The following is a 23,439-nucleotide window of genomic DNA, read 5'->3' on the forward strand; positions in this document are numbered from 1 at the left end:
ATGCCGCATGTACTGGTGGCCGGAAAAATCCACGATGCCGGTTTGGCCATCTTACGCAACGCACCTGGCTTTACGGTACAGCTGGTGGCGGAAGTGAGCGTGGAAAGTTACGCGCCTTATCTTGCCGAGGCCGATGCATTGTTGATTCGCACCCAACCCTTGAGCGCGAAAGAAATCCAGACGGCTCGGCGACTCAGGATCGTTTCGCGCCATGGCGTGGGCTATGACTCGGTGGACGTGGCGGCTTTGACCGAACGACAGATCCCACTGACCATTATCGGCGATGTCAATTCACTGTCGGTAGCTGAACATACCTTCTCCTTGCTGTTGGCTTTGGCTAAACGTCTCTGTTACTTCGACCGCAGTATTCGTGAAGGTGAATGGAACAGACGCAACGGGTTTTCCGCGATGGAAATGGCCGGAAGGACGCTGTTCATCCTGGGTTTCGGCCGTATTGGCAGGGAGGTGGCCCGGTTGGCTAAAAGTTTCCGCATGCGGGTTACTGCCTACGATCCCTATCTTCCAGACGAGGTGTTTACCCAGCTCGGCGTTGAACGAATGGGTGACATCAGCACAGGGCTGAAGACCGCCGATGCGGTCACTGTTCACCTTCCACTCAGTGACGAGAAACCGCTGATTGGCCGACAGCAGTTGGCGATGATGAAACCAGGCGCACTGTTGATCAACACCGCACGAGGGGGAATTGTCGATGAAGAGGCGCTCGCGGAAGCCTTGCAAAGCGGACATCTCGGCGGCGCCGGTTTAGACGTGCTGAAACAGGAGCCGGCAAACCTGGGTTCGACACTGTTAGCGCAAACTGAACGGCTGATCCTCACGCCACACTCTGCCGGGCTCACTGCAGAGGCGGCGATGCGAATGTCAGTGTCGGCCGCCTCCAATATCCTCGATTTTTTCAATGGTCAGCTCGAGAGCGGACTGGTGGTTAATCAGCAGGCCCTGAAGCTTCATGGGCACCAATAACTGACTTCTTATGGAGACTGTCATGATCAGAATTGCGATTCTCGGTGCCGGGCGTATCGGTCAGGTACATGCGGCGAATGTGGCTCGTCATAACGATGCATTTCTTGCCGCTGTTGCAGACCCTGTTATCGAAAATGCCCAAGCGTTGACCGCGGCCTGGGGGGGCGTTGCGTTAGCGGACCCGGTTGAAGCCATTCAAAACCCTGATATTGATGCCGTCATCATAGGCACACCGACGCATACCCATATTGATCTGATGCTGGCCGCGGCTAAAGCCGGCAAGGCGGTGCTGTGCGAAAAGCCGGTGGATTTGGATATCACCAAGGCGTATGCGGCGCAAAGGGCACTGGGCGAGCATGCCAGTCAGGTCATGCTGGGCTTCAATCGCCGGTTTGATCTGGGGTTTAGTGAGATTAACCAACGTATCCGCAATGGCGATATTGGCGACCTTCATCAGGTGATCATTACCAGTCGAGATCCTGGATTGGCGCCCATGGGCTATTTGAAAAACTCGGGAGGAATTTTCCGCGACATGGTGATCCACGATTTTGACCTTGCCCGCTGGATCCTGGGCGAAGAGCCGGTGGAGGTGTTTGCAACCGGCAGCCGTCTGTTCGCCCCTGAACTGGAGGCGTTGGGCGATTATGACACTGTAATGGTGCAATTGCGCACCGCCTCAGGCAAACAGTGCCAGATCAACTGCAGTCGCCAGGCAATCTATGGCTATGACCAACGTATGGAGGTCTTCGGTTCCGGGGGGATGTTGTTGAATGACAACCTGCGGGCGACTCCGGTTAGACGTTATAGCAGGCAAGAAACCGAAGCGCGTGGGCCATTGCTTAACTTCTTCATGGAGCGCTATAGCGATGCCTATCGGCTGGAAATAGACGCTTTTATCTCGGCAATTAAGCAGGGCACACCTATGCCGATCACGGTGCATGACGGTTGCATGGCCCTGAGGTTGGCGGATGCCGCTCAGCTTTCCGCAGACACTCATGCGGCTGTGGCGCTGGATTGAGGAGAATGGCGATGCAAAAAATCGGTATTGGACTTATTGGCACCGGCTTTATGGGGAAATCGCACGCCAGAGCCTGGCGTGCCGCTGCCACGCTTTCCGGTGATATTCAGCCGGTATTAATCAGCGTGGCGGATATTGACGCCGCTGCGGCTGAAAGTGCCGCGCAGCAGTTTGGTTTTATGCGCTGGACCCAACGCTGGCAAGATCTGATCGACGATCCGGATATTGATGTTATTTCGATAACCTCACCAAACAGGTTTCACGCCGAACAGGCCCTTGCCGCCATCGCGGCGGGGAAACATGTGCACTGTGAAAAGCCCTTGGCACCGGACAGCGAAACCGCTGAGCGAATGCGCCTTGCGGCAGAGAAAGCCGGTGTCTTCACCCAGGTGGGGTTCAATTACATTAAAAACCCGTTGCTGAAGTTGGCTCGCCAGATGATAGCCAACGGCGATTTAGGCGAGATTACCGGCTTTAGGGGGATCCACGCGGAGGATTTCATGGCGGATCCTGCAATCCCCTGGTCGTGGCGGTTAGATCCGGCTGGAGGGGCCGGCGCGGTGGCGTATTTGGGCAGCCATATTCTGGGTATGGCCAGATTTTTGCTCGGCCCGGTAAGCGAAGTGTTCGCCGATCTCGATACGGTGATTAAAGCCCGGCCGGAAAGCGCGGGTTCGATGGTGCTGAAACCGGTAGAGGTTGACGACATTGCGCGTCTGACCCTGATATTTGCTCGTGGCTGCCGCGGTCATATAGAAGCCAACTGGGTCGCCACGGGCCATAAAATGCAGCTGGGGTTTGAAGTCACCGGTACCCAGGGGGCCCTGAGCTTCAATCAGGAACGTTTTAACGAAATCCAGTATTTCCGTTATGACGGCACTAGCGGCCTGAACGGCTTTAAAACGCTGGTTGCCGGGCCGGAGCACGCGCCTTACGGGCTTTTTTGTCCGGCTCCGGGGCACCAACTGGGGTTCAACGATCTAAAAACCATTGAAATGCTTGAGTTCATTCAGTCAATTCAGCGGGGAGATACACAAGGGCCAGATTTTAAAGAGGCGGTTGAAATACAGCGTCTGGTGGACGCTGCGGTACGCTCATCCGCGGAACGAAACTGGATCGCACTTTGACGAGTCCGTCGTATCGGCGGCGTCACCTGCGTTAGCTATGCCGTACAGGCCAACGCAATGTCATAGCAGTAAATAATTAACCCTTCGTACTGAAATTACACGCTATTCACCATTAATGGGAAAACGATTATGAAGAAAATTATCTTACTCTGTCTTTCATTGCTCTCGCTCAGCCCTTCGGTATTTGCTGTGCAGGTTGGCGTCAGCATTGCCCAAATGGATGATGTTTTTCTCTCGAGGTTACGTGGCTACATTATCGAAAGAGCAAAAACACACCCGGATCTAAAATTGCAGTTTGAAGATGCCCAGGGGGCGGTAGATAAGCAACTGAGTCAGGTGCAGAGTTTCATCAATGGGAAAGTGGACGTGATTATTGTTAATCCGGTCGATACCCAGGGCACCAAAAATATTACCGAGGCCGCCAGAAAGGCCAAAATACCGCTGATTTATCTTAACCGTATGCCCTCGGATTCCACCATGGGCAATGGCATCAGCTATATCGGCAGCGACGAGATTGAAGCCGGCAGGTTGCAGATGCAATACCTGGCTGAGATGGTCAAGGATCGTAAAAGCGTCAATGTCGCCATTATGAAAGGGTTATTGAGTAATGATGCCACTCGTTTTAGAACCCAAGGGGCGAAAGAGATTATTGCCAAGAATCCCAACATGCACGTCATTCTGGAAGACACGGCCAAGTGGATGCGTGAAGATGGCATGAATCTGATGAACAACTGGATATTGTCAGGCGACAAAATCGATATTCTTTCCTCTAATGCTGATGAAATGGCGATTGGCGCAGCTATGGCGATTAAAAGTAATGGCAAGAGCGTCGGTAAAGATATTCTGATTGGTGGAACCGATGGCGGACCAAATGGCCTGCAGGCGATAAAAAAGGGCATGCTGACGGTCACGGTGTTCCAGGATGCCAAATCGCAGGCCTACGGCGCGGTCGATATGGCGGAGCAAGCGGCAAAGGGGGAAGCTATCAAGGATGTGAACTTTATTCCTTTCCAACTGGTTACTCCCCAGAACTATGAGAAGTTTATGACCCCTTAATCCACCGATGGCAGTACAGAATGCGTTCGCGGAATTCGCCAGCGCATTTTTTCCCATATCCCCCCAGCCAGGATCCTCGACCAGCTGGCATTACTGAGAAAAAGATCGCCAATGTTTCGATAATCGCCCAAGGTAGCGTTTATCGTTGTTGACGCTGCCGGCGGCGTCGCGCCATCATCGGGAAAATTGCTTTTGCCCGGAGGATCTATGGAGTTACTGACGCCGTTGCTGCGGTCATCAGCGGTGACGGCTTGTTTTAGCGATGCCGCCACGCTGCAGGGAATGCTGGACTTCGAAGCGGCGTTGGCTGCGGCTCAGGCCCGCCTTGGCATTATTCCCCAGGAGGCGGCCCAGCGGATCGCTGAAGCCTGCCACAGTGCCTTATTCGATGAGACCGACTTGGCGCAGGCAGCCGCGCAGGCCGGTAATCTGGCGATCCCTCTGGTTAAACAACTGACGACACGGGTGGCGCAGCAGGATGCTGATGCCGCTCGCTTCGTGCATTGGGGCGCCACCAGTCAGGATGCTCTCGACACCGGATTGATGCTGCAACTGCGAAACGCACTGGCATTAACGCTTATCGACCAGGATCGACTGATGGCGGCGCTGGTGCAGCAAATCACCCGTCATCAGGATTGCGTGCTGGTTGGACGCACCTGGATGCAGCATGCCTTGCCGACCACGCTGGGCTTAAAGCTGGCGGGGACGCTGGATGCGCTGTTGCGCTTTCGGCAGCGGTTGCAAGAAATGCGACCGCGTGTGTTGACGCTACAGTTGGGCGGTGCCGCCGGCACGCTGGCTTCGTTGGGTGAGCAGGGGGCAGAATTGGTGACTGCGCTGGCCGACGGCCTGCAACTGACCGCCGCCCCTACGCCATGGCACAGTCAGCGCGATCGCCTGCTGGAAATTGCCGGCTGGTACGCCGGATTAACCGGTACGCTGGGCAAGTTGGCGCGGGATATCTCTTTGCTGACCCAAACCGAAGTGGCGGAAGTGGCCGAACCGACGGCCGCGGGGCGCGGCGGTTCTTCTACCATGCCACACAAGCGTAATCCGGTTGCTTGCGCGGTGATCCTTGCGGCGGCCAATCGGGTTCCGGCGCTGGTAGGAGGGCTTTATGCCGCCATGGTACAGGAGCACGAACGCGGCCTGGGTGGCTGGCATGCAGAATGGGAATGCCTGCCGCAGCTGGTGATGTTGGCGGCGGGTGCCTTGCACACCGCAGCCGATTTGATTGCCGGGCTGCAGGTATTCCCCCAACAGATGCAACATAACCTGAAGTTAACCGACGGGTTGATCATGGCGGAAGCGGTGACGATGGCACTGGGTGAGACTATTGGCCGCCAGCAAGCGCATCATCACATTGAAAAACAGTGCCATCAGGCGCTGGCGCAGGGGCTCACGTTGCTGGAGGTGTTGTTGGACGATCCGGTCGTCATGGCGAATTTAACGGCGCAACGGCTTCATGAATTGCTGGAGCCGCAGCAATATCTCGGCAGTGCGCGGATCTTTACCCAGCGGGTGCTGCAACAGGCCACGGAATTAACTTCAGGAGTCCATAGTCATGAAGGATGAACAACGTTATCAGCAGGGTATTGAGGTACGCAGGGCGGTCTTGGGGGACGCACATGTGGATCGAACTCTCAGTCAACTCACCCCGTTGAATGAAGAGTTTCAGGACTTTATCAGCCGCTATGCCTGGGGCGAGATCTGGACCCGCCCCGGGCTGGCGCGTCATACCCGCAGCCTGATCACCATTGCCATGCTGATCGCCCTTAATCGCGAGGCTGAACTGCGCATGCACCTGAAAGCGGCGGTGAACAACGGCGTAACTCGCGAGGAAATTAAGGAAGTGCTGATGCAGAGCGCGCTGTACTGCGGTTTGCCGGCGGCGAACTCGGCGTTTCATCTGGCGGCGGAGGTGTTTGCCGAGCAGGATACGCAGACTGACTAAGCCGATCTCACTGCGCCGGCAATATGGCGCACCGTCGCGATGAACGCCAGTACCGCCTCGCTTGGTTGGCCGTCGTTGCGAGTCAGAATGCCCACCGCTTCCTCCATGCCCTGGGTGGGCAGCGGCAAGGGCACCAACTGGCCGGTGGCGATATCGGTTTTCACCGCGCTGGACGGCACAAACCATACATAGTCAAATTGCAGCGTCATTTGACGCGCCAGCGAGGCGGAAAGCGTTTCAATATATTGGGCGGGCAGGCTGAATCCCTGCGTCGACAGCAAATTCTCGGTATTGTGGCGCGGCACCGTGCCTTTTGGCGAGACGATGGCGGAATAACTCAGCGCCCGCTCAAGGGTGACGGTTTCGCTTAGCAGCGGATGGCCAGGTCGGGTCACCATCAGCAACGATTCCAGCAGCAACAGTTCGAAAGCCAGCCCGCTCATCATTTCCGGATCCGCCATTCGGCCTATCGCTACGTCAATCTCACCGGCCTTAAGCTGAGCCAGCAACCCGGTGTTGGTGCCGGTGACCACCTGGATTCGTGAATAAGGATGCGCCTGTTGGTACTGCCCGATGGCCTGCGGCAGCATGCCCAGCGCGGTGGTGGGTAGGGTACCGATGCGTAACATTTTGGCCGGTGCGTCCTCGAGCCGATCGAGCGCATGCCCGGCGGCGGTCAAGGCTTCCAACACCCGTGTGGCATAACCAAGAAATTGCTCGCCCTGTTCGGTCAGCAGCGTGCCCTGTCGATGGCGCACCAGCAACCGGTTACCGGTCAGGGCTTCCAGTTCGGTGAGCGTTTTTGATAGCGCCGGTTGGCTCAGATTCAGTTTTTCGGCGGCCCGGCTTAGCGAACGCTCTTGCGCGACGGCGACAAAACCGTTGATGTGGCGTAAGCGCATGCGCTGAATAAATAAATTGGATTTTTTCATACCTCAGTGTAGGAAGTTTTCCTCAGAGGTAACAAGTGACGGCGGCCGCATATTTGTACTGGCGTGCAAATTCCTGCGGCCGCACTCCCGGAGCATCAGAGATCGAAAAACACCGTTTCACCTTCGCCCTGGATCACAATATCAAACCGGTAAACCCACTCTTCGCCCCGACGCTCAGGCTGCGCAATCAGCGTTTTACGCCGCACCTCCAGCTCAATCAGATTCAACACCGGATCCTGCTGGTTGGCCGCAGCCTCATCGGCAAAATACAGCCGGGTATGTAATCCAAGATTAATACCGCGTGCGACGATCCACAGGTTGATGTGCGGTGCCATCATTCGCCCGTCACGGCCACAAACGGCGCCCGGTTTGATGGTTTCAAACCGATAGAGCCCAGTGTCGAAGTCGGAACAGCTGCGCCCCCAGCCACGGAATGCGGCATCGAGCGGTTTGTGCTGTTGCAGATCGCTTGGGTGGTTGTAACGGCCATGGGCGTTGGCCTGCCAAATCTCCAGCAGCACGTCGCGGATCGGCGTCCCGCTGCCGTCGAACACCCGGCCCTCCAGAGTAATGCGTTGTCCCTGGGTCTCCGGCTGGGTCAACACGTGGCCGAAGTTGTTTTCGAAAATCTCGAAGCCGGCCGCCAGCGGCGCAAGGCCGATATGCACATAAGGCCCGGCGGTTTGTGACGGCGTTTCCGGCAGATACGGTAGTGGCATCATGCTTTCCCCTGCAGGCGGTTTTCAAACAAGGTGGCGCGGTAGCCGCGCAACACCAGATCGAAACGGTAGGCCAGGCTGTCCAGTTGCACCGAGGCGGTTTTGTCCAATCCGGCGATCAGGGTGCGCACCGCATCGTCATTTTTGATGGCGCGGACGATCGGGCAACTGGCAATCAGCGGATCGCCCTCGAAGTACATCTGGGTAATTAAGCGTTGGGCGAAGGCGTCCCCGGACAGCGAGAAGTGAATATGGGCCGGGCGCCAGTCGTTGACCCGGTTGCGCCAGGGATAGGGGCCGGGTTTGATGGTGCGGAAAAAGTAATAGCCGTTATCGTCGGTCAACACCCGTCCGCAGCCACCGAAATTGGGATCGATCGGTGCCAGATACTGGTCTTTTTTATGGCGATAACGCCCACCGGCGTTGGCTTGCCACACTTCGACCAGCGCATTGCGCATCGGCAGGCCGTTTTCATCGCGCACGTAGCCGTGCACGATAATCCGTTCGCCAATCGGCAAACCTTGTTTGGCGTAATTGAGGATCAGGTCGTTATCCAGTCGGCCGAGTTCATGCTGGCCGAACACCGGACCGGTGATCTCCGACAGTGAATTTTGCAGCGATATCAGCGCGTTTTTCGGTGAGCGCAACACGCTGGTTTTGTATTCCGGCACCAGCACCGGCGGGTGCAGTTCGTAGTTACGTTGATACAGTTCGTTAATCTGGCTCATGCGGAAATCCTCATGGCGTAGGCAGGGTGCAGAGGGCTGATCTGTTTTATTGTTTTGTCAGCGCGAAGGGGCGTGAATGTCATTCCCCCGTCTGAGTCTCGCAAGCCAGAGTGTTACGATAAAGTGAAATTTAGCGGTTCTTTACTTAACCTAAGGTTATGCATGCGGCGTAAAAAAGGGCGGTAAAACCGCCCTGATGAAATTCACCCTGATTAAAGCTGTTCGCCGTTGCTGGCGATCACGGTGCGGTACCAGTCGAAACTCTTTTTGCGCGAGCGCTCGAGGGTGCCGGTGCCATCATCGTGTTTGTCGACGTAGATAAAGCCGTAACGCTTGCCGTATTCACCGGTGGTGAAGGACACGCAGTCAATGCAGCCCCACGGGGTGTAACCAATCAGGTCCACGCCGTCTTCGATGACCGCTTTTTTCATCTGTTCGATGTGCGCGCGCAGATAGTCGATACGATAGTCATCGTTGATCTGGCCGTCAGCCTCAACCGTATCGAATGCACCGAAGCCGTTCTCAACGATAAACAGCGGTTTCTGGTAACGCTCGTACAAAACGTTCAGCGAGTAACGCAGCCCGACCGGGTCAATTTGCCAGCCCCAGTCCGAGGCTTTGACATGCGGGTTCGGGACGTTACCGGGGAAACTGAACATTTCGTTGTCGCTGCTCACCGCATCGGCTTGCAGGGCGTTGCTCATGTAGTAGCTGAAACCGATGTAGTCCGCGCAACCTTCGCGCAGGGTTTGTTCGTCCTGCGGTTGCATCTCAATCTTGAAGCCTTTGCGCTCCCAGTCACGCAGCAGGTACGACGGATAGTAGCCGCGCACTTGTACGTCGGTGTACAGGTAGCGCGAGTGCATGGCTTCGACGCTGTACATGACGTCGTCCGGTTTGCAGGAGTACGGGTAGAAGGGGACGCAGGCCAGCATGCAGCCAATTTGGAATTCCGGGTTAATCTGGTGACCGAGTTTCACTACCAGGGCGCTGGCAACAAACTGATGGTGCAAGACCTGATACAGCGTCTGCTCCGGGTTCTCTTCCTGGGTATACACCACGCCGGAGCAGCAGTAGCCAAACAGCGGATACTGGTAGTTGCTCTGGTTGTTGATCTCGTTAAAGGTCATCCAGTATTTCACTTTGTGCTGATAACGGCGCAGCACCACTTCGCTGAAGCGTACGAAGAAATCGACCACCTTCCGGTTCTTCCAGCCGCCATATTCCTTCACTAGGTGATAAGGCATTTCAAAATGGGACAGGGTGATCACCGGCTGGATATTGTATTTCAGCAGTTCATCAAACAAATCGTCGTAAAACTGCAGACCGGCTTCGTTTGGCTCATGCTCATCGCCATTCGGGAAGATACGCGTCCAGGCGATAGAGGTGCGGAAGCATTTGAAGCCCATTTCGGCGAATAGCGCCACGTCCTGCTTGTAACGGCCGTAAAAGTCCACCGCTTGGTGATTAGGGTAACGATAGCCTTCCTGCACGCCGTCGGTCATAACGCGATCCACACCGTGAGAGCCGCCCGACAGAACGTCGGCAATGCTTGGGCCTTTGCCGCCCTGATCCCAACCGCCCTCAACCTGGTGCGCCGCCACGGCGCCGCCCCACAGAAAATCTTTCGGTAACTGTTGTTGTTTCATCGTAGGTTTCTCATCGGATTATTATCAGAAAGCACTGAACTGCCGGAATGAGAATATAGTAGCAAGCTGGAATTGAATGTCACGATATAACAAATCACCACTCAGGTGACGTGTCACATTAAAAAAACAGGTTGTTTTATTTTGCGTAATTAATATGCCCTAGCCGCTTGCCGATGGTTTCGATAATGTAAATAACCGGGATCTGGGTGGTGATATTGTGTTGCCCGGCGATCAACTGCGGGGGAACGTGGTAAGAGAGGTTAAAGTCCGCCATGCGTGCCAGCGAGGAGGTTTCGTTGTTGGTGATGCTGATGATTTTGCAGTGGTGCAGGCTGAACTGGCTGGCGAGGCGCAAAATTTCTTCGGTCTCTCCAGACACCGAAAGTATTATTGCGACCGCGCTTTTATACATGTCGCTATTGATGGGATAATAAGGGTCGTCGATATGGGTGCTGAATTTTCCAACGTTGGAAAAGAAACGCGCGCCGTATTTCCCCAATGCTCCGGAGGTGCTGACGCCGACGAAAATAATGCGCTCAGCAGCGGCAATATGCTGCACCGCCTGATCTAACAGTTGATTAAATTCGTCGTTATTAATGCTTTTAAAAAAGCTGATGATTTCGCTGGTGCCAAAATCCATCGGCGGTGCTTCGGTCTGCTCAAGATACAGCTTGAAGCGGATGCGAAATTCGGAGTAGCCGTCGCAGCCCATTTTCTTGCAAAAGCGCAGTACGGTAGTGGTGGATACCCCGGCGGCCTCGGCCAGTTCGCGGATGGTCATATACATCACCGGGTTCTTGTTTTTGGTGATGTAGTTATAAACCAACAATTCCAGCGCATTGAGTTCGGCGATTGCTTTATGGGTAAACATAGACCTAATCCAGCGAGTAACAACAGACCTTAATCAGCGGGCTAACATAGCAAATTTTGCCGTAGCCCGCTCGTGGTTTTCGTTGTTATTCAGGCCCGTTTGGCGTTGTCCAGCAGTTTGTCGTGCGTCGGTTCACTGCCGATCAGGTCACATTCCTTCGGCAAACGCCAGGCGATGATTCCGGCGATGATCAGTGAGACTGCCAGACCGCATACCGCCACGTCCTGGCCATAGAGGTAGATCATCACCCCTACCAGATAAGGCCCGCAGAAGCCGCCCAGGTTGCCGAGGCCGTTAATCACGCCGCGAGCGCCCCCGGCCACTTCCGCCGAGGCGATACGCCCAGGCATGGACCAGAACGGGCTGGTAGCGGCTTTGAGGAAGAAGCCGCACACTACCAACGCAATGTAGGCCGCCACCACGTTATGACGCAGCACCACCGAAGCCAGTAGCGCCGCAGCAAAGCAGAACAATGAAACCATCACCCACAGGCGGCGTTTGCCGGTTTTATCGGTGAGCACTGAAATCAGGTAGATCCCCAACAGCGTCGCGACGAATGGCAAGATTGCCAGGAAGCCGACCGAGGCCATGTTACCGCCGGTCAGATTTTTTAAAATGGTGGGCAGCCACAGGGTGTAGCCGTAGTCGCCGGTTTGATAGAAAAAGTTCAGCAGCACCAGCTTCATCAAGCCCTTGTTACGGAAGACATCTCTCAGTGGTGCTTTGCTGACCGGTTGCAGTTTGCTGCGTTCTTGTCGTTCGCGCGTAAGTTCGGTTATCAGATAGTCGCGCTCACGGGCCGGCAGCCAGCGCGCTTCCTGTGGGCGATCGCTGATCAGCAGCCACCACACGGCCAATACCACCAGCGACAACAGGCCTTCGATGATAAACAACCAACGCCAGTCGAATGCGTTAATGATGGCGCCAGAGATCGGGGCGGTAAGCATGCCACCCAATGGGGCGAACATCATGACAAAGGCGTTGGCGCGGCCCAGTTCTTTTTCCGGGAACCAGTTGCTGATCATGGTTAACACTACCGGTAACATACCGCCTTCAGAGATGCCCAATACGAAGCGTAATACCAGCAGTTGATAGTGGTTAGTGACAAAGCCGGTCGCAACTGACACCACCGCCCAGGCACACAGGGACCAGGCAATAAAGCGCTTGCCGCTGCCGTTGACCGCGATGCGTCCGCCGGGAACCTGCAAAAACAGATAACCGATAAAAAAGATGCCACTGGCCAGCCCGGCCATCTGGCTGGTAATGCCCAGGTCGCTCTCCATGCCGCCGGGCAGCGCAAAACTGATATTAACCCGGTCCATAAAGGAAATGATGCAGGCGATCAGGATCGGGGCAATAACCCGCAGCCAGCGGGTGTTGGGTATTTTATTATCCATGGCGATCTCTCTTTACAGGGCGCAGGGAGAACCTCTCAATGAAGAGGTTCTGTGATTCGGCGGTAATAAAATCGAAAAGAAAACGCGTCAGTTACTCGATGGCGTGGGGCAGCGGCGCCCGGTTGAAAAAGGCTTCAACGTTGGCAAACACGATATCGCTCATCTTCTGCCGGGTTTCCTGGGTGGCGCTGGCGATATGCGGTTGCAGCACCACGTTTTCCATGGCGATCAGTTCTGCAGGAACCTCGGGTTCGTGGGCATAAACGTCGAGCCCGGCACCGGCGATGGCGCCACTTTGCAGGGCGGTAATCAGGTCGGGTTCATTAACGATGCTGCCGCGAGCAATGTTAATCACCAGGGCATGGGAAGGCAGGGCGTCGAATACCGCCTTGTCCACCAGGCCAGCGCTGTCTTTACCGCCGGAAATAGCAATGATAAAGAAGTCGCTTTCCCGCGCTAAAGCCAGCAGATCTGGGAAATAGCGATAGGGCAGCGAACTGTCCTGCGTGCGGCTGGCGTATTGGATACGCATATTGAAACCGGCGGCGCGTTGGGCGATGGCGCGGCCGATATTGCCCATGCCGAAAATGCCCAGCCGTTTGCCGCTGACCTGCACCGACAGGCCCGGCGCCTCTTTCAGCCAGCGACCTTCACGCACAAAACGATCGTTGTGGCACAGCTGACGAGCGGTAGCCAGCAACAATCCCAGAGCCATATCCGCCACGTCTTCCGTCAAGGCGCCGGAGGTGATGGTGACGGCAATGCCGTGTTTACGGGTGTAATTCAGATCAATCGCGTCAGTGCCTACGCCGAATACCGCAATCAGCCCGAGGTTGGGTAATTGTTCAAGCACTGGCGTCTCGACCCCAATATCCCCCCGAGTGACGACCGCACGGAAGGTCGCACCTTTTTCGGCCAGAAAAGCGGCCGCATCCTCTTGTTCATATAACCGATGTACCACAAAGGCTGCCTCAAGGCGGGCCAGCAGGTTATCCATTACTGGGGCAATCAACAGCACTTCATTGGATGTAGAGGTCGTCATGGTTTCACCTGTCAATAAATAGCGTTACTTCGTATTGCTATAAAAGCGGTTTTCGGCAGGCGGTTTTGCGACAGATATCACGCTGAAGAGTGTTAAAAAACTGTGTTACCCGTAATGTGATCGACGGAAGGAAAAGGGTTGCTGTCACCGGGGAAGAGCAGCAAAAACTGCCGTATTGCGAGCGAAAATCAGGCTGAGTGCGCAGATCCTGGTCATTTAACGGATGGGTAACATGGGTGCGTAACAAGCGGGAGAGGCAACAAAAAGAAAAGCCGCACCTGAGTGCGGCCGAGCGTTCACGACGAACAAAACAAGGACAAAAATTCCGGTAGACAGGCCCTGAAGCAAACCTCAGAGACAGATCATGATGATAAGCAAAATATTTTCGGGTGTGAAATGCCGAATATGGCTTAGTTAGTCGAATTAATAGATAAATAATCAGCCACTTACTTCCTCTCAGTTTCATGCGCGGCACGGGTTTCCACGTTGGTCGCCAGCAGACCTTACGCGGTAGATCCTTCCGTCAACGACGGGTGCGCAACCAAAACGTGCTGCTCTAATGCCACTCGAAATTGATGATAAATACCCACTTTTCGTTAAAGCAATTGGCACTACATACCCTTAACATTAGAAAGTCTTTTAATGATTATAATTAGCATGCTGCGAATTATTCACCGCAGTGATATTACGGAGAAATCCGTTTGGTTAAGGATATGTATTCACCATGGAAATAAAAATAAACGGCCGGATGGTCGCGCTGGGCGCCATTTCACCCGAAACGCCGCTACTCTACGTGTTACGCAACGATCTGGGCCTGAATGGCCCCAAATATGGCTGTGGCCTCGGGGAGTGCGGTGCTTGCACGGTACTGATCGACGGCGTTGCCGCCCGTTCCTGCTCGCTGCCGCTGAGCGGTGCCCTCAACAAATCCGTTACCACGCTGGAAGGCCTGAGCGAGGCGGGGCGACTGCACCCGGTTCAACAAGGCTTTATCGATGAGCAGGCCGCGCAGTGCGGTTATTGCACCAACGGTATGATCATGACGCTGGTTGCTCTGTTTGAGCGAAACCCGCAGGCAGATGAACAAGAAATCAAAAATGAGCTGGCTTATAACCTGTGCCGCTGCGGCACCCATATTGAGATCCTGCGTGCTGCCGCCAAAGCCCGTCAGCTGTTGGCGGAAAGGGGGCAAGCATGAGCCGCCTGGAAATAACGCGCCGCCGCCTGTTGCAGGCCGGTGGCCTGGTAATGGTCAGCAGCCTGTTGCCTGTGTCGCTTAATGCCCTGGCAACGACGCCAGTGGTAGGCGGCGATCTACCGCTCGATCGCGTGGACAGCTTTATCGGCCTGACCGCCGATGGCCGTGTCACCGCATTTAACGGCCATGTGGATCTCGGCACCGGTATTCGCACCGCATTGGCACAGATTGTTGCCGATGAAATCAGCGTACCTTTCGAGCACGTTACGGTGATTTTGGGTGACACCCAGCGCACGCCGGATCAGGGGCCGACCATCGCCAGCGCCACGATTCAGGTGACCGCTATACCGCTGCGCCAGGCAGCCGCACAGGTGCGGCAATTGCTGCTGGCGCTGGCCGCAAAGGCCTTTGCGTTACCGCTGGAACGCCTGCAGGCTGAAAATGGCCGGGTATTTGCGAGGGATAAACCCAACGTCAGTCTGAGCTATGGTGAACTGGCCCGCGGGCAAAATTTACAGGTGGCCCTGGATAAAACCATCAGGCTGAAGAGCGTGGCGGAGAGCCGTTACGTGGGCAAGGCGGTGCCGCGGGTGGATATCCCGGCCAAGGTGACCGGCCAACTGACCTATGTGCATGACCTTCGCCTGCCGGGCATGCTGCATGGCAGAGTGGTGCGCCCGCCTTATATCGGCGCCGACAGCAGCGCCCCGTTGGGCAGCGGCCTGCTGTCGGTTGACCATGACTCCATTGCCCATTTGCCTGGCATCGTAAAACTGGTGGTGATTAACGATTTCATCGGTATCGTCGCCGAACGCGAAGAGCAGGCGATTGCCGCCATGCGGCAACTGGAAACCGTCTGGCGTCCCTGGTCCGGTTTACCCGATCTTTTGCTTACAGGATTGCATAAGGCCCTGGTGGAAAACCCCAAAACCGATCGCGTGCTGCGTGATGATGCCGGGGTCGATGCCGCTTTGGCCTCGTTGCATACCGAGGTCAATGCTGATTACGTCTGGCCTTACCATCAACACGCGTCGATCGGCCCGTCCTGTGCGGTGGCCGACGTCGGTCGAGATCGCGCAGAAATCTGGTCTGGCACGCAAAATCCTCACGATTTGCGTAAGGACATCGCTCATTTGCTCGATTGGCGGCCAGAGCAGGTCCATATCAATCGCATGGAAGCCTCCGGCTGCTACGGTCGCAACTGTGCCGATGACGTCTCCGCTGACGCTGCGCTGTTATCGCAGGCCACCGGCAAGCCGGTCAGGGTGCAGTTGATGCGTGAACAAGAGGCGGGTTGGGAGCCCAAGGGCACCGGGCAACTGATGCGAGTCCGCGGCGGGTTGGATGAGCACAATCAGGTGGCGGCTTACGAACTGAAAACCAGCTACCCTTCAAACAATGCTGTGACGTTGTCACTGGTACTGGCCGGTAAAGTGCCCAATCGGGCAGACGTGCAGCAGATGGGGGACAGAACCGCCATTCCCCAATATGAATATCCCAATATGCGGGTAGTGTGCCAGGACGCGGCGCCGATTGTGCGGGCTTCGTGGATGCGTGGGGTCTCGGCGTTACCCAATGTGTTCGCCCACGAATCCTGGATTGATGAACTGGCGTGGCGAGCCGGGCAGGATCCGATCGCGTTCCGCCTGCAATATCTGAAAGATCCGCGTGCCGTGGCGCTGATTCAAGCGTTGAAAAAGCAGGCCAATTGGCAGGATGGCCCGGCCTACCGCAGCCCGGTGTCCGGCGATCCTGAATGGGTGACGGGACGCGGCTTTGCCTATGCGCGTTATTTCCACAGTAAATTCCCTGGGTTTGGTGCCGCCTGGGCGGCCTGGGTGTGCGATCTCAGCGTTAATCGCCACAGCGGTCAGATCAAGCTGGATAAAATCTTCGTTGCCCATGACTGCGGCCGCATCATCAACCCGGCAGGGGTTCGTCACCAGGTGCACGGCAATATCATTCAGTCCGCCAGCCGGGTGCTGAAAGAGTTCGTCACCTTTGACTCTGCGTCCGTGACGTCGCTGGATTGGGGCGGTTACCCGATCCTGCGGTTTGACGAGTTACCGCAGGTTGATATCCAACTGCTGGACTATCCGGATGAACCCTCTATGGGGGCAGGAGAATCCGCCTCGGTGCCGAGCGCGGCGGCGATCGCCAATGCGTTGTTCGACGCACTGGGCGTGCGTCTGCGAGAGGTACCTTTTACCCCTGAGCGAGTGGTAAAGGCGTTAAAACAGCAGGCTTCCGGCAGCGCAGAAAGGGATAAGTCACTATGAGCAGCATAAAGAAAATCGCCGGCTGGGGCAGTCTGACGGTCGTTGCCGCCGTGGTCATTGGGGCGATAGCCAGCTGGCAATCAGAAATAGCGCCGCTGGAGGAAAAGGATCATCACGTTTTTAGTCAGCAACAGATTGCCCAAGGGAAAGTGCTGGCCGATCTCGGCGACTGCGCGGTGTGCCATACCCGGCCCGGCGGCGAGCGCAATACCGGCGGATTGGCGATGGAGATTCCGTTCGGTACCATTTACAGCACCAATATCACTCCGGATAACGACACCGGCATTGGGAAATGGTCGTATGCCGCCTTTGAACGAGCGATGCGTCATGGGGTTGATCGCGAAGGGCACTATCTCTACCCGGCCTTTCCCTACACGGCGTTTACCCGCACCAGCGATGAAGATCTGCAGGCCTTGTACGCCTACCTGATGTCGCAACCGGCCGTGAAATATCAGCCGCCGGCCACCGAGTTGAGTTTTCCGTTTAACATTCGCCAGGGCATCGTCACCTGGAACTGGCTGTTCCTCAAGCCTGGCGCCATGAAGGCCGATCCGACACAAAGCGCCGAATGGAATCGCGGGGCCTATCTGACCGAAGGCCTTGGCCACTGCAGCGCCTGCCACTCGCCGCGCAACCTGATGTTTGGCGAGAAAGGCGGCGCCGAGCACCTGACCGGCGGCGTGGCGGAAGACTGGACTGCTCCGTCGCTAACCGGCAGCTCTTTGGCACCGCTGGAATGGACACAAGATGATTTGCTCAGCTTTATGCGCACCGGGTATTCGGCAAATCACGGCGTGGCAGCCGGGCCGATGGCACCGGTGATCGAAGAGGGGCTTTCGCGGTTGCCGGAGCAAGACTTGCAGGCCATAGCCACCTATCTGCGCACTTATCATCCGAGCGAGTCTAAGGTGACGGAAGCCAAACGTTTGAATGAATGGGCCGAGTCGCGGACCGAGCCGTTAACCACGGAAGGCGCACGTATTTTCTCCGGTGCCTGTATGGCATGCCATGCTCAGGAAAAGGGGGCTCAGCTGATCGGCGTTCGACCTTCACTGGCGCTGAACACCAACCTGTATGCCGATAAGCCGGACAATGCCATTCGGGTGGTGCTGGACGGCATTCAACGGCCGGCCAATAGCAACCTGGGCTATATGCCGGCATTTCGCCATAACCTGAACGACAGACAGATCGCCGAATTGCTTAACTATCTGCGGCAAAACTATGCGGGGAAAGCGCCGTGGCCCGAGCTGCAAGCGCAGGTCAGTCGCTTGCGCGATCAAACGGCGGAAAAATAGATCCATTAGCTTGAGAACCGGGGCCACCAAGGCCCCGTTATCGTCAATAACGCACAGCTCATTCCAGTAACTGAAACGGATGCTCTGCTTCAGTCGGTCATTCCACACGTAGCGTGCCATCGTTAACTCCTCCCGTGTCTGGTTAAATAAATAACAGCTCTTGCCGGCCAGGGCGAATACGTTAATTCGCTGAGCTTTTGATATTTTTGGGATAGGCGTTTCGCTTATTATTCGGCAACGAACGGTTTTAAAAATCGCGCTCAGGGTTGTTGATCACCGGCCACGCGCACGGGTTTGCTCGCCCGTACCAGCCGCCAGCCAAAGTTCATGCCCGCTGCTGCAAGCAAGATGGCGGCGGCGCCCGACAGCTGCATCAGGCTAAGGCGGTGTCCGAATACCGCCCAGTCGACGATAATCGCCACCAGGGGATAGATGAAAGACAACGCGCCTACCAGGGCAGTGGGGATTTTCTGGATGGCACTGTACAGCAGGGAAGACATCAGCCCGGTGTGCACCAGACCCAGGGTCGCCAGCAGCAACCAGCCGTTAGCCGTCGACGGCAGTTGGGCCCAGCCGGCGAACGGTGCCAGCAGCACGACGCCCAGAGTGAGCTGAATCAGCACGATCAGGTGCGGCGGCACCCCTTTCAAACGCTTGACGATCGCCGCCGCTACCGCATACATAAAGGCAGCGCCCAGCGCCAGCAACACGCCAGTGAAGTAATCGGCACTGGAATCGCCACCATCTTGTTTACCGCTAATGATCAGCAACATGCCGACGAAGGCCAGTACCAGCCAGCCAAACTTGGTCGCCGTCATTTTTTCGCCGAAAAACAGCACCCCGAGCCCAACCAGCATAAAGGGCTGGACGTGATAGGTGACGGTCGCCACAGCAATAGAGGCATGGCTGTAAGCGCCGAACAACATTACCCAGTTCAGCACCAGGGCGACGCCGCCCAGCACCGCAATGGCAGCCTGACGTCGGGTTAACATGTCTTTTTTAAGCAGGCCAAGCAGGGCGCAGGCGATCAGCATCGCTAGCGCGCCAAACGCGCAGCGCCAGAAAACCACCGTAGCGGGCGGCTGCCCCAGTAGCATTACCGGCCAGCCCACGGTTCCGGAAATGACCATGGCGAGGGTCATCTGTAATACGCCGCCGGTTCTTATCTTCATTTTCCTTCTCCCTGCTAGTGCGCTTGCCGCCGTTGGCGGTTATCATTAAAATGAACAATTGAACATTATGATGAACACTTGACGGTTGTTCGTCAAGACGAACAAACGAACGATATGGTGAACAATGAGCGACTTTGTCAGCAATAACGCTACGCCCATCGGCCTGCTTTCGGCCGCCATTCGCCGTGAACGCGAACGATTGGGCCTCTCGGTTACCGAATTGGCTCGCCGAGCCGGCATTGCAAAATCGACGCTTTCGCAGCTGGAAACCGGCAGCGGCAACCCCAGCCTGGAAACCTTGTGGGCGTTGGCGATGGCGTTGGATGTGCCGGTCAGCCGGTTGATTTCTCAGCCACGCCAACACGTACAGGTGATCCGTGCCCATGAAGGGGTGACCACGGTTTCCGAACAGGCCAACTACGCCGTCACCCTGTTGGCGACCTGCCCGCCAGGGGCACAGCGCGATATTTACCGTCTACAGGTTCAACCGGGCGAAGCCCGCATTTCGCGGCCGCATATGCCGGGTACCATTGAGCATGTGATTATCAGCAGTGGCAGGGCGTTAGTCGGGCCGACGGACCAGCCGGTAGAATTGAACGCAGGGGATTACATCAGTTATTCCGCCGACCGCGAGCATATTTTTGACGCTTTGGAGAACGATACTACGGCTGTCATGTTGATAGAGCAGGGTTAGGTCGGGCACACCCGGCCGAATCGGTATTTTATTGAAAACGATTCTCAGTTGTATTAGTGTGCCGCTCTTGCGCCAGTGGTCCGCACTTTATCAATGTCACTGTTATCGTTTAAAAAACTTCAAGGAACGAAGATGAAAATTGTCATCCCTTCTCTCGTGTTGGCCGCTGGACTGGCGGCGACGCACCCGGCAACGCTGTTGGCCGTGGAAGCGCCGTCGGTCGCCACCAAGGATGCCGCCGTTAGCAATGATTTCAGCTTTGTGCGTTACCGCGCGGATTATCAAGTCCATGCCAATGCCAGCAACACCAAGACCGAGAGCTATGAGGTGCTGCTCAAAACCAAGGCGGCAGTCGAGAAGTTCAGCCAAATCCGCCTGAGCTACAGCGAAAAAATGGAAACGCTGAAGGTGGTTTCGGCCTATACGCTGACGGCCGATGGACAGCGCCATGATGTCGCGCCCGATCGCATTTATACCCAGGAAAGCTACTCCAGCGCCTCTGCGCCACTGTATGCCGATCGCAAGGTAAAGGTCATCGTCTTCTCCAACCTGGCGCCGGGTTCTCGCGTGATGTATCAGGTGTTGCGCACGCAAAATACCCCGTACTTCCCAGACTACTTCGGCCTGTGGGAAACCTTCAGCGTCTTCGACCAGTTTGATGACGCCGAGGTCAATTTGCAGGCGCCGGCCAATGTGCCGATGCATGTCTTTACCCGAGGAGTAGAGGGCGCAGATAAGCCGCAGATCCGTGACGGTCAGGCCCACTGGCGCTGGCATTACCGGCGCAGTGAACCGCTGAAAGCGCAAAACTGGTCGGCGAACAGCTGGACATTCAGCCCAACCATCATGGCCAGTACCTACCGCGAATGGCCACAGCTGGCCAAAGCCTATCAACAGAAAGCCAATCAGGCGGCCAAGGTGACCCCGGCGATCCAGGCGTTGGCGGATAAAATTACCGACGGCATCAGCGACCGTCGTGAGCAGACGGCGGCGATTTATCGCTGGGTGGCGCAGAATATTCGTTATGTGGCGGTCTATTTGGGCAACGGCGGGCTGGAGCCGAATTCGGCGCAGAGCATCCTGGATAATCACTATGGCGATTGCAAGGATCATGTGGTGATGCTCGAGGCGTTGCTGGCCGCCAAGGGCATCGTCAGTTCACCGGTGCTGATCGGCATGGACCAAGGGCCGATATTGCCGAAGGTGCCGCTGCTGGGGCGCTTTAACCACGCGATTACCTACGTGCCGGAGTTCAATCTGTATCTGGATTCTACCAGCCCCTGGGCGCGATTTGGCCAACTGCCGGGGGCTGACCTTGGGGCTCCGGTCCTGCTGACGCGCGAAGCCAAACTGGCGCGTACCCCTGACAATGACGAACAGCGCAACAATACGTCGCTCAGCGTGGACTTCTACTTCGATAAAGCGGGCAATATGCGAGGCCAAACTGAACGCAAGCTGGGTGAGGTGGATGAGATCGACCTGAGAGGCTATTTCTCGCAAATCAATCAGCAGAACCGGGCGCGAGTCGAAGAGAACATCATGGCGTCCTCAGGCATTGATGGCCGTGGGGTTATCGCGATGCACGGCGATGCGTTCGATCTCAAAAAGCCGTTTGCCTACAGTTATAAATTCAAAGCCGAGGATTATGTCGATTTCAGCGTGGTGGGCGGTATGGCCGTACCGACGCCGCCCGGCGGCAAGTCTTTCCGTACGCTTTACTCGACGACGTCCGCCCCGACTAACGAAACGCCGTTCTTCTGCACCGCGCAGCAGTACGACGAGACCTATCGCCTGCACCTGCCCGCCAACGTGCCGATTATCGCCATCCCCAAGAACCAGCAGTTCAGCAATGCGGCCGGCAAATACCAGGTTGAATGGCAGCTCGAAGGGCAACAGGTGGTGGTCAATCATCGGCTACAGCTGAATGCCGTTCGCGGTAAGGACGCGCTCTGTCAGGCACAGGATTATCCTGCCTTCCGCGCATTGTTCCAGCAGGTTCGGCGCGGCTTCCGTGGCCAGGTAGTGTATGGCGAGCTGGCGAACGCCGGGGTTAATTCTGCTGTAGTCGCCAAATAGAAACAAAAAAACCGGGCGCACTTCTCATCAAGGCACCCGGTTTTTTATCGCTACTGCATTGACTATTACGGGGCCAACGCGTCCGCGCTAAGGGTAACGCGCAGTGTGCCGGTAAAATGGCCGGCGGCCTTGCTCAGCTTGGCGAACGGCAACACGTCCAGCGTCAGCGGTGCCGGGGTGCAGACCACTGGGAAGGGGATGCCGGGCAGCACCACCGGGCGGATCAGCGCGGTATTGACGCCGGTGAGGGTAATCGCCTGACCGTTATTCACCTTTTGCGGCTGATTGTTGTAGTTGAGGGTGATGCGGTAATCGATGCGATCGGCGGCGGCGGTGGCGCTGCTGCCGTCGCGGCTGACCGAGAACACATCCGCCGCGCGGCCGGCGACGCTTTGCTGATCGGCCAGCGTGACCTTTAGCCAGGGGCTGTTGCTGTTATAGCCGTCGTACAGGCACATATCGATAGTGGACTGGCCGGAGACCTCGCCGCCGGGGGCGGTGGACAGCGGTTTGGTGCGCAGGTTGAGGTCAACCCGCGGCGTGGCGCTGCCAAAGGCCGGCAGGTAAATCGCGCCGTTGTTTTTATCGGTGACGTTGAGGGTGATATCGGCGGAGAAGGTGGCGACTTTGATATAAGGATCCCACTGCATTTCGTTCAACACCAGTTTGGCTTTCCAGACGCCGCCAGTGGGCAGCTTGGCCAGTTCGGTTTGGGGAAGGTAAACCGACAACATCCTCTCGGGTCGTGCAGCATCGACGCTATTGCAAGTGTTGTAAGCAGAAAAATACATTGGGTACCAGAATGTGGAAAGCGTCCCACAATCGCCGCTCATGTACTGTCCTCTGTTATAGTTCTTCAGGGTCAACACTACAGATTGATGGCTGCGTTGTTCGGTAAAAGTTAATAAGAGAGTCCCTTCTGAATAGTTAACGAAGAATCCCTTATCAATGGCTTTTATTGGACAACTTCCCGTAGACGTATTTCCCTCCGAAAGACAGACCCAAGAGTTCCTGCTCCACAGAAAAGTGTCTTCAGAATTATAACCACCATGGGCCATATTCCAGATATAACTGTCCGCCGGCGGTGCGCTTTTATCATAGCTCAGGTTGATTACCTGGTGGTTATCCGCCGGTGGCACACGGTCTGCCAGCGCCGGGTAGCTCATCGCCATTATCAGCAGCGGCAGCAGGCCGTGTGCGATTATCTTTTTTACCGTTTGGTTCAGCATTGCCTTCATTGTGTTTTTTTGT

Annotated in this window: 20 protein-coding genes; 11 read left to right on the forward strand and 9 right to left on the reverse strand. The window is 56.2% G+C overall.

The features are described from left to right. The 6 genes from ACMGG1_RS11355 (at window position 1) to pcaC (ending at window position 6,136) form a co-directional block, all read left to right on the forward strand. Window positions 1–981: a hydroxyacid dehydrogenase gene (locus ACMGG1_RS11355; protein WP_130015776.1), complete on the forward strand. Its 981-nt coding sequence runs from the start codon at window positions 1–3 to the stop codon at window positions 979–981. A 22-nt stretch (window positions 982–1,003) separates the two neighbouring features. Next, entirely contained in the window at window positions 1,004–1,999 is a 996-nt protein-coding gene (gene iolG, locus ACMGG1_RS11360) for an inositol 2-dehydrogenase (RefSeq protein ID WP_414161396.1), read from the forward strand. 5 nt (window positions 2,000–2,004) lie between these two features. Continuing rightward, window positions 2,005–3,126 (forward strand): Gfo/Idh/MocA family protein, encoded by a 1,122-nt coding sequence (locus ACMGG1_RS11365; RefSeq protein ID WP_414161397.1) that lies wholly within the window; start codon window positions 2,005–2,007, stop codon window positions 3,124–3,126. Window positions 3,127–3,255: 129 nt separating this feature from the next. Further along, window positions 3,256–4,182, forward strand: coding sequence for a substrate-binding domain-containing protein (locus ACMGG1_RS11370; RefSeq protein WP_130015774.1), 927 nt, complete (start codon window positions 3,256–3,258; stop codon window positions 4,180–4,182). 207 nt (window positions 4,183–4,389) lie between these two features. Further along, window positions 4,390–5,757, forward strand: a complete 1,368-nt coding sequence (locus tag ACMGG1_RS11375; RefSeq protein ID WP_414161398.1) for a 3-carboxy-cis,cis-muconate cycloisomerase — start codon at window positions 4,390–4,392, stop codon at window positions 5,755–5,757. Continuing rightward, a complete protein-coding gene (gene pcaC, locus ACMGG1_RS11380) occupies window positions 5,747–6,136 on the forward strand; it encodes a 4-carboxymuconolactone decarboxylase (protein ID WP_122079416.1) in 390 nt (129 codons plus the stop codon). Before ACMGG1_RS11375 ends, pcaC begins: the two co-directional genes overlap by 11 nt. Here pcaC and ACMGG1_RS11385 read toward each other — a convergent pair. The 7 genes from ACMGG1_RS11385 to ACMGG1_RS11415 form a co-directional block, all read right to left on the reverse strand. Beyond that, window positions 6,133–7,068 carry a LysR substrate-binding domain-containing protein gene (locus ACMGG1_RS11385; RefSeq protein WP_122079415.1) on the reverse strand — a complete coding sequence of 312 codons (936 nt, stop codon included), beginning with the start codon at window positions 7,066–7,068 and terminating at the stop codon, window positions 6,133–6,135. The two genes, pcaC and ACMGG1_RS11385, sit on opposite strands and share 4 nt — an antisense overlap. 95 nt (window positions 7,069–7,163) lie before the next feature. Continuing rightward, on the reverse strand, window positions 7,164–7,787 hold the full coding sequence (pcaG, locus tag ACMGG1_RS11390; protein ID WP_122080627.1) for a protocatechuate 3,4-dioxygenase subunit alpha: 624 nt from the start codon (window positions 7,785–7,787) through the stop codon (window positions 7,164–7,166). Beyond that, window positions 7,787–8,515 carry a protocatechuate 3,4-dioxygenase subunit beta gene (gene pcaH, locus ACMGG1_RS11395; protein ID WP_128865248.1) on the reverse strand — a complete coding sequence of 243 codons (729 nt, stop codon included), beginning with the start codon at window positions 8,513–8,515 and terminating at the stop codon, window positions 7,787–7,789. The genes pcaG and pcaH overlap by 1 nt, the downstream gene beginning before the upstream one ends. Before the next feature lie 212 nt (window positions 8,516–8,727). Beyond that, the gene (locus ACMGG1_RS11400; protein WP_414161399.1) at window positions 8,728–10,164 is read right to left on the reverse strand and encodes a 6-phospho-beta-glucosidase; all 1,437 of its coding nucleotides are present in this window, start codon (window positions 10,162–10,164) and stop codon (window positions 8,728–8,730) included. 136 nt (window positions 10,165–10,300) lie between these two features. Further along, window positions 10,301–11,035: a MurR/RpiR family transcriptional regulator gene (locus ACMGG1_RS11405; protein WP_020826964.1), complete on the reverse strand. Its 735-nt coding sequence runs from the start codon at window positions 11,033–11,035 to the stop codon at window positions 10,301–10,303. Window positions 11,036–11,124: 89 nt separating this feature from the next. Beyond that, entirely contained in the window at window positions 11,125–12,432 is a 1,308-nt protein-coding gene (locus tag ACMGG1_RS11410) for an MFS transporter (RefSeq protein ID WP_414161400.1), read from the reverse strand. Window positions 12,433–12,523: 91 nt separating this feature from the next. Further along, complete coding sequence (locus tag ACMGG1_RS11415) at window positions 12,524–13,474, reverse strand: 2-hydroxyacid dehydrogenase (RefSeq protein WP_176983547.1); 951 nt, start codon at window positions 13,472–13,474, stop codon at window positions 12,524–12,526. Window positions 13,475–14,198: 724 nt separating this feature from the next. Here ACMGG1_RS11415 and ACMGG1_RS11420 point away from each other — a divergent pair. From ACMGG1_RS11420 to ACMGG1_RS11430, 3 genes are read left to right on the forward strand one after another with little or no spacing between them, the layout of a single operon-like run. Continuing rightward, window positions 14,199–14,672, forward strand: a complete 474-nt coding sequence (locus ACMGG1_RS11420; RefSeq protein WP_414161401.1) for a (2Fe-2S)-binding protein — start codon at window positions 14,199–14,201, stop codon at window positions 14,670–14,672. Then, a complete protein-coding gene (locus ACMGG1_RS11425) occupies window positions 14,669–16,951 on the forward strand; it encodes a molybdopterin cofactor-binding domain-containing protein (protein WP_414161402.1) in 2,283 nt (760 codons plus the stop codon). The genes ACMGG1_RS11420 and ACMGG1_RS11425 overlap by 4 nt, the downstream gene beginning before the upstream one ends. Then, a complete protein-coding gene (locus ACMGG1_RS11430) occupies window positions 16,948–18,246 on the forward strand; it encodes a cytochrome c (RefSeq protein ID WP_197820952.1) in 1,299 nt (432 codons plus the stop codon). The genes ACMGG1_RS11425 and ACMGG1_RS11430 overlap by 4 nt, the downstream gene beginning before the upstream one ends. 260 nt (window positions 18,247–18,506) lie before the next feature. On the opposite strand, the gene ACMGG1_RS11435 is transcribed toward ACMGG1_RS11430, so the two are convergent. Next, entirely contained in the window at window positions 18,507–19,418 is a 912-nt protein-coding gene (locus ACMGG1_RS11435; protein WP_414161403.1) for a DMT family transporter, read from the reverse strand. A gap of 124 nt (window positions 19,419–19,542) precedes the next feature. Between ACMGG1_RS11435 and ACMGG1_RS11440 the strand changes: the two genes are divergently transcribed. Together ACMGG1_RS11440 and ACMGG1_RS11445 are read left to right on the forward strand one after the other, a co-directional pair. Then, complete coding sequence (locus ACMGG1_RS11440; RefSeq protein ID WP_128865256.1) at window positions 19,543–20,112, forward strand: helix-turn-helix domain-containing protein; 570 nt, start codon at window positions 19,543–19,545, stop codon at window positions 20,110–20,112. Between the two features lie 132 nt (window positions 20,113–20,244). Beyond that, on the forward strand, window positions 20,245–22,188 hold the full coding sequence (locus ACMGG1_RS11445) for a DUF3857 domain-containing protein (protein WP_414161404.1): 1,944 nt from the start codon (window positions 20,245–20,247) through the stop codon (window positions 22,186–22,188). 65 nt (window positions 22,189–22,253) lie between these two features. Here the strand turns inward: ACMGG1_RS11445 and ACMGG1_RS11450 are convergent, their stop codons facing one another. Then, window positions 22,254–23,426: a CfaE/CblD family pilus tip adhesin gene (locus ACMGG1_RS11450; RefSeq protein ID WP_414161405.1), complete on the reverse strand. Its 1,173-nt coding sequence runs from the start codon at window positions 23,424–23,426 to the stop codon at window positions 22,254–22,256. Between the last annotated feature and the right edge of the window lie 13 nt (window positions 23,427–23,439).

The organism is Serratia sp. BNK-12 (genome assembly GCF_047456085.1).
Lineage (GTDB): Bacteria > Pseudomonadota > Gammaproteobacteria > Enterobacterales > Enterobacteriaceae > Serratia > Serratia liquefaciens.

Bases quoted from the DNA above. Each gene is read 5' to 3' on its own strand.
- ACMGG1_RS11405 (WP_020826964.1), bottom strand. From the start codon at position 11,035: ATGTTTACCCATAAAGCAATCGCCGAACTCAATGCGCTGGAATTGTTG.
- pcaH (WP_128865248.1), bottom strand. From the start codon at position 8,515: ATGAGCCAGATTAACGAACTGTATCAACGTAACTACGAACTGCACCCG.
- pcaG (WP_122080627.1), bottom strand. From the start codon at position 7,787: ATGCCACTACCGTATCTGCCGGAAACGCCGTCACAAACCGCCGGGCCT.
- ACMGG1_RS11365 (WP_414161397.1), top strand. From the start codon at position 2,005: ATGGCGATGCAAAAAATCGGTATTGGACTTATTGGCACCGGCTTTATG.
- ACMGG1_RS11370 (WP_130015774.1), top strand. From the start codon at position 3,256: ATGAAGAAAATTATCTTACTCTGTCTTTCATTGCTCTCGCTCAGCCCT.
- ACMGG1_RS11425 (WP_414161402.1), top strand. From the start codon at position 14,669: ATGAGCCGCCTGGAAATAACGCGCCGCCGCCTGTTGCAGGCCGGTGGC.
- ACMGG1_RS11385 (WP_122079415.1), bottom strand. From the start codon at position 7,068: ATGAAAAAATCCAATTTATTTATTCAGCGCATGCGCTTACGCCACATC.
- ACMGG1_RS11420 (WP_414161401.1), top strand. From the start codon at position 14,199: ATGGAAATAAAAATAAACGGCCGGATGGTCGCGCTGGGCGCCATTTCA.
- ACMGG1_RS11430 (WP_197820952.1), top strand. From the start codon at position 16,948: ATGAGCAGCATAAAGAAAATCGCCGGCTGGGGCAGTCTGACGGTCGTT.
- ACMGG1_RS11440 (WP_128865256.1), top strand. From the start codon at position 19,543: ATGAGCGACTTTGTCAGCAATAACGCTACGCCCATCGGCCTGCTTTCG.
- ACMGG1_RS11450 (WP_414161405.1), bottom strand. From the start codon at position 23,426: ATGAAGGCAATGCTGAACCAAACGGTAAAAAAGATAATCGCACACGGC.
- iolG (WP_414161396.1), top strand. From the start codon at position 1,004: ATGATCAGAATTGCGATTCTCGGTGCCGGGCGTATCGGTCAGGTACAT.
- ACMGG1_RS11355 (WP_130015776.1), top strand. From the start codon at position 1: ATGCCGCATGTACTGGTGGCCGGAAAAATCCACGATGCCGGTTTGGCC.
- ACMGG1_RS11400 (WP_414161399.1), bottom strand. From the start codon at position 10,164: ATGAAACAACAACAGTTACCGAAAGATTTTCTGTGGGGCGGCGCCGTG.
- ACMGG1_RS11410 (WP_414161400.1), bottom strand. From the start codon at position 12,432: ATGGATAATAAAATACCCAACACCCGCTGGCTGCGGGTTATTGCCCCG.
- ACMGG1_RS11375 (WP_414161398.1), top strand. From the start codon at position 4,390: ATGGAGTTACTGACGCCGTTGCTGCGGTCATCAGCGGTGACGGCTTGT.
- ACMGG1_RS11435 (WP_414161403.1), bottom strand. From the start codon at position 19,418: ATGAAGATAAGAACCGGCGGCGTATTACAGATGACCCTCGCCATGGTC.
- ACMGG1_RS11415 (WP_176983547.1), bottom strand. From the start codon at position 13,474: ATGACGACCTCTACATCCAATGAAGTGCTGTTGATTGCCCCAGTAATG.
- ACMGG1_RS11445 (WP_414161404.1), top strand. From the start codon at position 20,245: ATGAAAATTGTCATCCCTTCTCTCGTGTTGGCCGCTGGACTGGCGGCG.
- pcaC (WP_122079416.1), top strand. From the start codon at position 5,747: ATGAAGGATGAACAACGTTATCAGCAGGGTATTGAGGTACGCAGGGCG.